Origin of the sequence: Aeromonas sp. QDB18, from assembly GCF_027705325.1 — a bacterium.
GTDB classification, from domain to species: domain Bacteria; phylum Pseudomonadota; class Gammaproteobacteria; order Enterobacterales; family Aeromonadaceae; genus Aeromonas; species Aeromonas caviae.
This window is the reverse complement of the sequence record NZ_JAPDBQ010000134.1, coordinates 1-11853: the sequence shown is the minus strand read 5'-3', so window position 1 is coordinate 11853 and position 11853 is coordinate 1. Positions and strand designations below refer to the sequence as shown.

Here is an 11853-nt window from a genome sequence, read left to right as displayed (position 1 = left end):
GTACGACAACAGGTCAACTGAGCGAAATCGGCGCCTGAGAGACTGCTGTCCTGCTTTGGAATTGTGCAACAAGGCCGGCTGCCGCCGGCGGCATCCTCGAACACATAGCTCTCGCGGTCTTTCAAATTGACCGTAAAGGCGCTGTTGCCGCCTGCATCCTCGAGCTTGGTGATGCGATGACAGAGCACGCAGCCTGTGCCTTCTTCCACCACGGGCTTGCCTTTCTGGTGGGCCGCAATGAGCGAAGCCCCACCCTGCTCGAACATGTGAGAGCCCTTGGGCAGATCAGTCTGGCCGTTCATCACCTGCTGGGGCATGTGGCAGCCCTGGCACCACTGGCCGAAGGCTTCGCCCTCGGTTTCGCGTGCCAGTGCCTGCACCACCTTGTAGTAAGGGTGGGAGTTGCCCATCAGCCGGTGGTTGCTCTCGCTCCAGTCCTTGAACGCCTGTTGGTGGCAGTTCTGGCAGGAGGCGGAGTTGAGCCACTCTTTCGGGTGGGTGGTCGGCGCCTTGGCAGGATCCCTGCGCGAGGCATCGAGCCGCAGCCAGTTGGCCAGATAGGGGAGGTTGCCATCGGCGGTGACGAAGGCGTGCAGATCTTCCATCATCGCTTTCACCTCGGGATGGGGCTTGGCGGGATCGACCGGCTCGGCCCCATCGCGGGTGTCATGGCCCATGCCGCCCTGGGTCTGCTGGGTCATGCGCAGGTATTCGCCGATAAAGTCCCCCGCCACCATGTTGGCGAGGTTGGCGTGGCCGTTGATGGCGTTGTCGCCGCTCTGCTGGCGATGGGCCGCCATCAGATAGCGGTTGGTGAAGTTGAACCCGTCCAGATGGCAGGAGTTGCAGCTCATCCAGTTGTCCCCCGCCATGGGGAAGCGGCTGTTGGCGGCGGTATTACCCAGGTTGAACAACCGCTCGCCGCGCTGAAGCGCTTCGGGGCGGGGATCCGTCTCTACCAGTTTGGCGAAGTGGGGCACATCCACGGTGACCCGGGCAAACGGGCCGCTGCCGCCGCTATTGAGACGGGTGAGATCCTGCCCCATGACGTTGTGGACCAGGATGTGGTCGCCATCGATCAGCAGATCGCGCGGATTCTGGCCCGGCAGGTGACGCAATAGCTGGGTCGCCTTGGCGCCCCCCTGAAACTTCTTGCGGCGGTGGCGGTTGCTGTTCTGCTTGCCGCTGCGCGACAGGTCGAACACCAGCAAGTCTTCGGAACCCGCCAGGGTCAGATAGACCCGCTTGCCATCGGCGGCGAAGCGCGCCGTGAACGGGTTGGAGACGATCTGGCTGCGGTTGCCGACGCTGGGCAGGTTGATCTGCAAGAAGAGCTGTTTTCTTTCATCGACCCGCTCCTTCTCTTCATCGAGATCGATGATGGAGACGGCCGGGAAGACGGTGCTCTGAAACTGGAAGGGGTGGTCGAAGCTCCAGAGCACGTGGGGCAGCCAGGCTTCGCTGCCATCGGGGGAGAGGGCGATGCCGTCCAGCAGGCGTGGCAATCCCTGGGAGTCGCTCGGGGTATCGCTGTGGGTTTCCGCCAGGGTGATGAGCTTGGGCTTGGGGAGGGTAGCGTCCTTCTCAAGCTTGGCAAGGTCATAGATGGCGAGCTGGCCGGTCATGGCGTGGGTGAGCAGCAGGCGATCGTCGTCGGTCAGTGCCAGCCCGCGGGGAGTCTCGGCGGTTTTTGCATCCAGCTGGAGGTTGCCCGTGCTGTCATAAGCCTGAAGGTGCCCTCCCTCGAACAGCGTGACCCAGAACCAGCGCCGCTTGGGATCGAAGATGACGCCGTAAGGTCTATGGCCGGTGGGGATCGCCTTTTCCTGCTCGAGATCATCATCCAAGAGCAGCAGGCGATCGCCGCGGTAATCGGTGACCAGCAGGGTGCCGTCATCGGCGCGGGCCAGCTGGCGCAGGTCGCCCCCCAGCTGCACCTCGTTGAGGCGCTTGCCAGTGCCCCGCTCGAGCAGGGTGACGGAGCCGGCACTCTGGTTGGCGGTGACGAGGCGCGGGGCGCTCCCCTCGTCATAGGCAATCATGGCGGCGCCCATCTCCCGGGCCGAGGCGGTCCCCAGCAGCAGGGCGGCCAACATCAGGGATAACAACAACTTCAACATAAGATCAGGTGCGCCATTTCAAGATGGTCCAGCGCCAGGCGTGGCGCAGCACCAGGGGCGTCAACGCGAGGGCGCTCAGCCAGTGGGCCCAGCTGGCAAGGTTGCCGAGGCTATCCCCCGGGGTGCCGTGCAGCACCAGCACCAGTCCGCTTGCCAGACAGACCAGCAGCAAGGCTTCGATGATGCGCCCCGTGGTGCGCAGAAAAGGCTTGCGGCTTTTGCGCAGCAGGCTGCGATGGGAGAGCCAGAAGGCGCCAAACAGCAAGGGGAACAGGGTGAGCGAGAGGGCGACGTGCAAAAACAGGTTCCAGCGTGCCAGGGACCAGGTCGGCGTCAGGGGTTCCCACAGCAGTAGGCCGGAGAAAAACATCAGATAAAGGGCACCCTCGGCCGCCTGATGGTGATAGGCCAGCCACTGCCAGCAGTGTCGTGGTGAGAGGGAAAGACTCGTCATGGGTGCTCCAGCTCCCGGGCGGTTCAGCCCGGGGCGAGCAAGTTTACAATGCAGTAAGGGTAATGAAAAGAGTTATCAATTCGGCTCTTGATGAATAGACCCTGAATGGCGCCGGGCCCTATTTGTGCTCCGCCAGCCGCTCGGTCACCGCATAGATAAGTGCCGCGGTGGAGAAGGCGAGGAAGACGATGACCGACCACTTCATCTCGATCTCGTTGCCGGTGCCGTCGTCAAGGAAGGCTTTGAGCACCTCGATGCCGGCGATGGTCACCAGAGAGTTGATGACGATGAGCTTGAGGGACGCGAAGTTGATCTTGCTGAGCCAGTTGTCGCTGAGGGCCGCTCGCTGCTCCGGGGTCTTGATGAACTGCACGTAGCCGCAGATGGCCACCAGGATCAGCATCTGGGCCACCAGCACGAAGTCCACCAGGGTGAGTACCCCCGTGATGAGGTCCAGATAGTGGATGTCTATGATGTCGCGGCACAGCACATAGAGCTGCATGGCGAACTTCACCATCAGGAGGGCGACACAGATAAGGATGCAGACATAGAAAGGGAACATCATCAACCGGCTGCCGTTGAGCATGACGTTGAAGCGGCGCATGGGAAACTCCATCGAAAAGGAAGGCAGCCAGAATATCCGGAAAGAAAGGAGCGGGAAAGCGCCTTGGCGCCTCCCGCCCGGCCTAGAGGGGGAAGGTGGGAAGGCCCTGGAACAACTGTTGCAACCCCTCGCCCCAGGCCTTTCGCAGCGCCACGAAATGGGGGTTCTGTTCGGTGATGTGGTGCTGGTTCGTCGCCGAGAAGCTGCCCTCGTGATAGACCAGGGCATCCAGGGGCAAGCCCACCGACAGATTGCTGCGCAGGGTCGAGTCGATGGAGATGAGGGCGTATTGCAAGGCGGTCTGAAGCGGCGTCTCATGGTGGATGATGCGATCGATGATGGGTTTGCCGTACTTGCTCTCACCAATCTGGAAGTAGGGGGTGTCGGCGCTCGCCTCGATGAAGTTGCCCTCTGGATAGATGTGGAACAGGCGGTGGCGCTCCCCTCGGATCTGCCCCCCCAGCAGGATGTTGCAGCCGAAGTTGATATGGCCCTGCTGCTGACCCCCATCCCGGCTGATGACGGTGCGTATGGTCTGGCCGATGAGGGCGGCAGCCTCGTAGAGGCTGGGGAGGGCAAGCAGCTCCTGCCCCTCCGTCAGCAGGCTGATGACGCTCTGGGTGGTGGCCAGATTGCCGGCGCTTTGCAGCACTATCACCCTGTCCTCCCGGGTGAAGAGGTGCAATTTGCGGAAGGTGGCGGTGTGATCCACCCCCGCATTGGTGCGCGAATCGGACGCAAACACCATGCCGTCTTGCAGGCACATGGCGACGCAATAGGTCATGACCGCACTCCCGCCAGGACTCTCCCGGTCTTCATTGCTGCTGTCCATCCAGGCGGGTCACCTGCGCCTGGCTCTGCAACTGTTCGCACCCGCCGCCATAGCGCACGCCGCGCACCGGACAGGCATCCAGATAATCCATGCCGACTGCGAGCTTGAGGTGCTCGCTGGTGGAGCTGGTGAGGTTGGTGACGTCGAACGTGTGCCAGCGCTCCTCGATCCACACCTCGGCCCAGGCGTGCATCGCCACGTGGCTGTTGTCCTGGCTGTAAAGGTAACCGCTCACGTACCGTGCCGGCAGGCCGGCGTGGCGGCAGCAGGTCAGGAAGACATGGGTGTGGTCCTGACAGACGCCGCTGCCCGAAGCAAGTGCCTCGTCGGCGCTGAAGGTGGCATCCGTGCTGCCGGGCTGATAGGGCATCAGCACCAGGATGCGTGCCATCAGGCTCTGCAAGTCGGCCAGGGTCGGCGCCTCTGGCAGGCAGGCCTTCGCTAGATCCTGCAGGGCCGGGGTCGGGCGGGTGAGGGGGGTGGGCCTCAGGTAGCTCAGGGGAGAGATGAGGGAGGACTCCTCATCTTCCGGGGCGTCGTCGCAGATCTCCACCTCCCCGTGGGCGCGGATCAGGATCCCCTCGTGGGGGGACTCCAGGCTCAGCACGTGCAGTATGTTGCCGTAACCGTCCGTGGTGCAGGTGGCCTCCCCCGGCAGCTCTAGCTCCCAGGAGAGGATCTGCTGGCGGGCCGTGCTGTGGGGGGTCAGGCGCAGGTACTGGGTGCTGCGGCGCACCACGTCGGCATAGTGGTAGCGGGTCTGGTGATCGATGATGAGTCTCATAATACCTCCAGGTAGGCGGCGTGGATGCTCTGGCCGATGGCGCCGATGTCGCTGAGAAAATCACTCAGGTACTCCTGCATGCCGAGGGCAAAGACATCGTCGATGGCGCCATAGGTCAGATGGGCGTTGAGTATGGTGGTCAGGCGCCGGGGCGTCTGACCGGCGTTGCCCTCGATCTGGGCCAGGATCAGCTCCATCTCGTCGAGACAGGCCCGCAAGGAGCGCGGCACGTCATTGCGCAGGATCAGCAGCTCGGCGATGGAGGCGTGGGAGAGCGTCTTGTAGAGGGTCTGGTGGGCCTCGTAAGCACCCACTGACCGCAAAAGGGCGTTCCAGCGGTAGAACTCGCGCACGCTGTCCTCGTCCTCCCGGATCACCTGATACTTCACGGTCAGGATGCGTGCCGTGTTGTCGGCCCGCTCGATGAAGGTGCCAAGGCGCAGGAACCAGAGCACGTCACCGCGCATGATGGTGCCATAGGTGGCGCCGCGAAACTGGTGGGAGCGTTCCTTGATCCAGTCGAAGAACTCCTGGGCCTGGCCGCTGGATAGCCCCGCCTTGCGGCGCCTGCGTATCTCTATCCAGGCGGCGTTGATGCTCTCCCACACCTCACCGGGGATCTTGCCCCGCACGGCGTGGGCGTTGTCCCTGGCCATGCGCAGACAGCTGAAGATGCTGCTCGGGTTCTCCTCGTCGAAGCAGAAAAATTGCAGCAGGTTCTCCATGTTCACCTGGCCGTAGCGGGCCAGGAAGGGCTCGTGAGTGCCGCTGATGGTGAGGGGCGCCACCAGCTCGCTGTGATCGGCGTCGATGGAGGGCATCAGCGACATGGTCTGGGTGACGTCCAGCATGCGCGCCGTGTTCTCCGCCCGCTCCAGGTGGCGGGACATCCAGTAAAGTTCGCTTGCGGTGCGGCTCAGCATGGGCTGCCCTCCATGACCCAGGTGTCCTTGGTGCCACCACCCTGGGAGGAGTTGACCACCAGGGAGCCTTCGGTGAGGGCGACCCGGGTCAGGCCGCCCGGTACCAGGCGCAGCTCCTGCCCCGTGAGAACGAAGGGGCGCAGATCGATGTGGCGAGGGGCGATGCCGGCGTCGACGAAGGTCGGGCAGGTAGAGAGGGAGAGGGTCGGCTGGGCGATGTAGTTGTCCGGCCGCGCCTTGAGCAGCTCGCGAAAACGGGCCAGCTCCTCGCGACTGGCGCAGGGGCCGATAAGCATGCCGTAGCCGCCGGCGCCAAGGACCTCCTTGACCACCAGCTCCTCCAGATTGGCCAGCACGTGGGAGAGGGCAGCCGGCTCGCGGCACTGCCAGGTGGGCACGTTGTTGAGAATGGGATCTTCCCCCAGATAGAAGCGGATCATCTCCGGCACATAGGGGTAGATGGACTTGTCATCCGCCACCCCGGTGCCGATGGCATTGGCCAGCACCACGCCGCCGGCGCGGTAGACCGAGAGCAGCCCGGGCACGCCGATGAGGGAGTCCGGGTTGAAGGCGAGGGGATCGAGGAAGTCGTCGTCGATGCGGCGATAGATGACATCCACCCGTTTCAGCCCCGTGGTGGTGCGCATCAGCACCTGACCATCCTTGACCACCAGATCCGCGCTCTCCACCAGCTCCACCCCCATCTGCTGGGCGAGGAAGCTGTGCTCGAAGTAGGCGCTGTTGAAGCGCCCCGGGGTCATCACCACCACGCAGGGGTTGTCCACCGGGCTGCTCTCGCGCAGGGTCTGCAGCAACAGGGCCGGGTAGCGCTCCACCGGGGCGATGGGCTGGTTGTGAAACAGCTCCGGGAAGAGGCGCATCATCATCTTGCGGTTCTCCAGCATGTAGGAGACCCCGGAGGGGGTGCGCAGGTTGTCCTCCAGCACATAGTACTCACCGTCGTGGTTGCGGATGATGTCGACCCCTGTGATGTGGACATAGGTGTCCCGGTGCAGGTCGACCCCCTGCATGCAGGGCTGGTACTGGGCATTGGTGAGGATCTGGGCGGCCGGGATCACCCCCGCCTTCAGGATGCGCTGATCGTGATAGATGTCGTGCAGAAAGGCATTGAGGGCGGTGACGCGCTGGCGGATCCCCTTGTCCAGATGTTGCCACTCCCGGGCGGGAATGATGCGGGGAATGCTGTCGAACGGGATGAGGCGCTCGGCGCCGTCCCCATCCCCGTAGACGTTGAAGGTGATGCCGACCCGGCGAAACAGCAGGTCGGCCTCTTCACGCTTGCGCTCTATGCTCTTCTCGTCGGTCTGGTGCAGCCACGAGAGGTAGGCGTGGTAATGATCGCGAAACTGGTTGTCGGTGAGCAGCATTTCGTCGTAACAACCGGGTCCGGGGGGCTTGATGGGCAGCATAGGCAACTCCTTGTGACGTCCCTGCGTACATCACAAAGTGCAAGGGCTGTACCAGCCAATTGAGTCGCTATCGAGGCCAGTGTCAGTAATTTTTTATTGAAAAATCATATGGATGACTTATATGTCATCAAGGGTCAAGGCAGGGCGCACCAGAGTGGTACCCCATAGAGGGTAAGCCTGCGCCATCTTGTGGCAACAGGCCATGAGGGCAAGGGACGGGCGCAGCGGGATGCGGGCGCGGGAGGAGGCGTTCTGCCCCGTGCTGGGGCAGGGGAAACGAAAAAGCCCAGCCATAAGGCTGGGCTTTAGAATATGGCTCCCTCGACTGGACTTGAACCAGTGACATACGGATTAACAGTCCGCCGTTCTACCGACTGAACTACGAGGGAATTGGCTCCTCCTACTGGACTTGAACCAGTGACATACGGATTAACAGTCCGCCGTTCTACCGACTGAACTAAGGAGGAATGGCCTGTCTCGTCGAGACGCAGCGGATATTAATGATCCCCCGAACGGGTGTCAACCCGCCACTCCACGGAAAAAGGGCTTTTCGGCCCGTTTGCCCAAAACTTGGGCGCTGTGGACTATTTTCAGCACAATCAGCAGCTTGAGATGCCCTGCCTGCGGCCACGGTCGAGCTGGCCGTGCAGGCGCCCCGACCTGGATGGGGCGCCTTCATGGCGGGAACCGATGAATATCGGTGATGTCGCCCCTGTCGATGGGCTCGCCTCTGAGATGGTGGGGGGATGCGAGGGAGATGCCGATTCGCGATGACCGGGGATCTATTAAAGGAATGACTGGGAAAATCGGCGATATACCGGATGTCGATGGGCTTGCCTCCGAGGCGATGGGCGAGGGATTCGGGGAAGATGCTGGCTCTCGATGAGCAGAGAAATGAAGGGATGGCTGGGAAAATCGGCGATATGCGAGCTATCGATGACAATAATGCGGGGTAATGGCCATTTCTTGATCCTGCCCATCGAATTATCTGGCCGGGTCGGGTATGGTTGCCTTCGATACCATCGCCGCGTCGACAGCTCTGCCGGCCCTTGATGATGATCGGGTGCCGGTTCACCCCGGCCTTTGTCTCCCTCTTCTGGTATTACCCTAGACATGCACAATCAAGCTTCCTTACAAGGCGTGAAGCTGGCCATCGCATTGCGCCAATCCTGCATTGACGAACCCTACAGCGTGGCGCGCTTTGGCCGCGACCTCATCGCCGGCATCACGGTCGGCATCATCGCCATTCCCCTTGCCATGGCGCTGGCCATTGCCAGTGGGGTGCCGCCCCAGCACGGGCTCTATACCGCCATCATCGCTGGCATCGTCATCGCCGTGACCGGGGGATCCCGCTTCTCCATTTCGGGCCCCACTGCCGCCTTCGTGGTGATCCTCTACCCGGTGGCCCAGCAATTTGGCGTCGGGGGCCTCTTGATGGCCACCCTCATCTCGGGCTGTTTCCTGGTGGCCATGGGCATGGCACGTCTCGGGCGCCTCATCGAGTACATTCCCCCCTCGGTGACCCTGGGGTTCACCGGTGGTATCGCCATCGTCATCGCCACCCTGCAGATCAAGGATTTCTTCGGCCTGCAGGTCCTGGAGATGCCGGAAACCTATCTGGGCAAGGTACAGGCGCTGGCCCATGCCCTGCCAAGCTGGCAGTGGGGGGACACCCTCGTCGGGGTGGCGACGCTGGCGGTGCTGCTGCTCTGGCCGAGATTGCGCCTGCCGGTACCCGGCCATCTGCCCGCCGTGCTGGTGGGGGTGGGACTCGGGTTTGGTTTGCACCAGTTCGGGGTGGACGTCGCCACCATTGGCAGCAAGTTCAGCTATATCTTGGCCGACGGCAGTCAGGGCATGGGCATTCCCCCCATCGCCCCGACCCTGGTGATGCCCTGGGCGCTGCCGGGGCCGGACGGGGCACCGGTGGAGTGGAACCTCGCCGCCATCGAGCGGCTGCTGCCCGCCGCCTTCTCCATGGCAATGCTGGGGGCCATCGAATCCCTGCTCTGCGCCGTGGTGCTCGATGGTATGACGGGTCGCAAGCACAGCTCCAACGGCGAGCTGGTGGGGCAGGGCCTTGGCAACATCCTGGCCCCCTTCTTCGGTGGCATCACGGCGACGGCCGCTATCGCGCGCTCCGCCGCCAACGTGCGGGCCGGTGCCACCTCGCCCATTTCCGGTATTGTCCATGCGTTGGTGGTGCTGGCCGCCATCCTGGTGCTGGCTCCCTGGCTCTCCTGGTTGCCGCTCTCTGCCATGGCCGCCCTGTTGCTGCTGGTGGCCTGGAACATGAGCGAGGCCCACAAGGTGGTGGATCTGGTGCGCCGGGCGCCCAAATCCGATGTACTGGTGCTGCTGGTCTGCCTGTCGCTGACCGTCATCTTCGACATGGTCATCGCCATCACCTTCGGGGTGATCCTGGCGTCACTGCTGTTCATGCGTGAAATCGCCAAGATGACCAGGCTGCACAACCTGGCGGATCACAAACGCTATGCCAGCGAGGTGTCCCCCTCGACCCTTGTCTACAAGATCAACGGACCGTTGTTCTTTGCCGCCGCCGAGCGGGTTTTTGACGAATTGCTTGCCCAGGTGAAGGACCACAAGGAGTTGATCCTGCAAATGGAGGCGGTCTCCATCCTGGATGCTGGCGGTCTCACCGCCTTCCAGCAGTTCGCAAAACGCATGGCCAAGGCAGGGGTCCGTCTCAAGGTGGCTGAATTGCAATTCCAGCCTCTCAAGACCCTGGCGCGGGCCAAGGTGCGTCCGGTGGCGGGAGAGCTGGAGTTCTACGGCTCGCTGGAAGAGGCGATTCGAGGAGAACATTTGCACGAAGCGGTTGAAAATTGATGGAAAGGTATAGGAAATGGCATATTTTTAGTCACTTGGTTCGCTTATTGAGCAAACAGTGGCAAAAGATAAAAAATTGCATTGACCGCCTCGCGCCTATCCCTTACATTACGCCCCGTTCCAGCGCAACGGCGCAGCGAATTCGTGTTGGCTGAACACGTTAAAGCACAGACCAAAATTGGGTGCGGTGTCCGAGTGGCTGCCCACCGACGAAGTCGGCAAGATGCACGCGCAGCGTGCTCCGAAAGCCACTTCAAGCAGTGAAAATTTGGTGAGGTGTCCGAGTGGCTGAAGGAGCACGCCTGGAAAGTGTGTATACGGCAACGTATCGAGGGTTCGAATCCCTCCCTCACCGCCAAACAGTAAACCCCTGCTTTCGAGCGGGGGTTTTTCTTTGTAAGTCAAAAACTTCCTGATTTCATAGCGATTTTGTGATCAAACCATCCACCCCGGCCCTTCCGTGGTGGTACAAAAAGGTGATACAAAATGAGGTCTATGAGCAACCTTTTCCAAGACCGTCATGGCACGTGGTACGCCCGTGTTGTCGTCCCTAAGACTCTCCGCCCTGTCATCAACAAGACGGAGCTTCGTCGATCCCTGGATACCAAGGAAAAACCAAAAGCCCTTCGGGCCGCCTTGCCTGTTCTGGATGACATCCATCAGTTGCTGGAAACCGCCAAGATGGATCTGGCGGTGCAGCCCCTCGACCTATCCAACGCCGCTAACTGTTGGTACAACGCAATGATCGAGCAGCTGAATGGGGGTGACTCGGATGTTCGTGACCACTTTATACATCAAGAATGGGGTGGGGACGGTCTCGTTTGGAGTGATTACACCGATGCCCTGACCACGTTGCTGGAAGAGCTGGAGCGTTCGCCTGCCGCAGCACAAATAGATCGGCTCCACAGGTGGATGCACCCATACATTGAGGAAGCGTTCAAGGTATCAGGGCTTCGCCTGTATGTCGGCTCGGTCAACTACGTCTCCTTCACTCAGGAGCTTGCTAAAAAGTTTGTGAAGTTATCATCTGCCGTCGTGCAAAATACCGGAGTCAACATCATACAGAGGCGTATCGGCCAGCCCGAGACCCCCCTCGTACCGACTGGAGCCACCGCAGCCCGACTCATAGGGACGCGTGGACTTCGTCTGTCGGCCCTGTTTGAACGCTATAAGACCACTGTCCGGCGGCGAGAGCCGAAGAAGGCCGAGGGACGCATCCTTGAGTATCAGGTGTCGGTCGAGCGGTTTATCGAGTTACTGGGCGATAAAGGCATCGAGGAAATCCATAAGCGGGACGTTGCCGAGTTCCGCAACCTGATGGAGCAACTGCCAGCCCGCCCCAAACGAAATGTCTCATGCCTGCCGCTACGCCAACAGATTGCCCTGGTCGAGGAGCACGGCCTGCCACATCTGTCTGCTGCTACCGTCAAGAAGTTAGGGCGAGCCCTGTCCGCAGTACTGGGGCTGGCGGTTGAAGATGGTCTGCTGGAGTACAACCCTGCCCACGGGGTCAAGTATGCGGAAGGCGTAGTGAGCCCGCTGGATGAGCCGGAGTACCCTTTCACGGCCTCCGAGCTGGCTACTATCTTCGGTTCCCCCTTGTTTGCGAGACGTACCCAGCATACCCGATTCGGGGAAGCTCACTACTGGGTGCCGCTGATGTTCTACTACACGGGGGCTCGGGCCGAGGAGATTTGCCAGCTCTACGTAGCAGACTTGATGCAGCAGGATGGCGTCTGGTTCTTCCGGGTGGCGGAGTCGCGGGAAGATCAAAGTGTGACCTGATTACCCATGATTAGCAGTCAGTTACCACGAACTATACTGATCTTACGTACAGTTATCGAGGTGCGAGATCA

General features: G+C 61.5%; 9 protein-coding genes and 3 tRNA genes. 3 read left to right on the top strand and 9 right to left on the bottom strand.

All coding sequences use genetic code 11. The features are described from left to right. From OKC30_RS16765 to OKC30_RS16725, 9 genes are all read right to left on the bottom strand, one after another. Window positions 1-2120 (bottom strand): YncE family protein (locus tag OKC30_RS16765; RefSeq protein WP_270698414.1); only part of this gene is annotated, 2120 nt, incomplete at its 3' end. 4 nt (window positions 2121-2124) lie between these two features. After that, window positions 2125-2574 (bottom strand): hypothetical protein, encoded by a 450-nt coding sequence (locus OKC30_RS16760; RefSeq protein ID WP_041212878.1) that lies wholly within the window; start codon window positions 2572-2574, stop codon window positions 2125-2127. 118 nt (window positions 2575-2692) lie between these two features. Beyond that, window positions 2693-3178, bottom strand: a complete 486-nt coding sequence (locus tag OKC30_RS16755) for a YqhA family protein (protein ID WP_270666400.1) — start codon at window positions 3176-3178, stop codon at window positions 2693-2695. A gap of 82 nt (window positions 3179-3260) precedes the next feature. Further along, window positions 3261-4010, bottom strand: a complete 750-nt coding sequence (locus OKC30_RS16750) for a peptidase (RefSeq protein ID WP_270809705.1) — start codon at window positions 4008-4010, stop codon at window positions 3261-3263. Then, on the bottom strand, window positions 3994-4794 hold the full coding sequence (locus OKC30_RS16745) for a transglutaminase family protein (protein ID WP_103259930.1): 801 nt from the start codon (window positions 4792-4794) through the stop codon (window positions 3994-3996). The genes OKC30_RS16750 and OKC30_RS16745 overlap by 17 nt, the downstream gene beginning before the upstream one ends. Next, window positions 4791-5717, bottom strand: coding sequence for an alpha-E domain-containing protein (locus OKC30_RS16740; protein ID WP_160838716.1), 927 nt, complete (start codon window positions 5715-5717; stop codon window positions 4791-4793). The genes OKC30_RS16745 and OKC30_RS16740 overlap by 4 nt, the downstream gene beginning before the upstream one ends. Next, the gene (locus OKC30_RS16735) at window positions 5711-7147 is read right to left on the bottom strand and encodes a circularly permuted type 2 ATP-grasp protein (RefSeq protein WP_270664192.1); all 1437 of its coding nucleotides are present in this window, start codon (window positions 7145-7147) and stop codon (window positions 5711-5713) included. Before OKC30_RS16735 ends, OKC30_RS16740 begins: the two co-directional genes overlap by 7 nt. Window positions 7148-7460: 313 nt before the next feature. Beyond that, window positions 7461-7536 (bottom strand) — tRNA-Asn (locus OKC30_RS16730). 2 nt (window positions 7537-7538) lie between these two features. Continuing rightward, window positions 7539-7614: transfer RNA gene (locus tag OKC30_RS16725), tRNA-Asn, on the bottom strand. 646 nt (window positions 7615-8260) lie between these two features. On the opposite strand from OKC30_RS16725, the gene dauA reads away from it, so the two are divergent. The 3 genes from dauA to OKC30_RS16710 all read left to right on the top strand — a co-directional run bounded on the left by dauA (window position 8261) and on the right by OKC30_RS16710 (window position 11782). After that, entirely contained in the window at window positions 8261-9997 is a 1737-nt protein-coding gene (gene dauA, locus OKC30_RS16720; protein WP_160838900.1) for a C4-dicarboxylic acid transporter DauA, read from the top strand. A 270-nt stretch (window positions 9998-10267) separates the two neighbouring features. Continuing rightward, window positions 10268-10355 (top strand) — tRNA-Ser (locus OKC30_RS16715). A 137-nt stretch (window positions 10356-10492) separates the two neighbouring features. Further along, window positions 10493-11782, top strand: coding sequence for a DUF6538 domain-containing protein (locus OKC30_RS16710; RefSeq protein ID WP_270809704.1), 1290 nt, complete (start codon window positions 10493-10495; stop codon window positions 11780-11782). The last annotated feature ends 71 nt before the right edge of the window (window positions 11783-11853 follow it).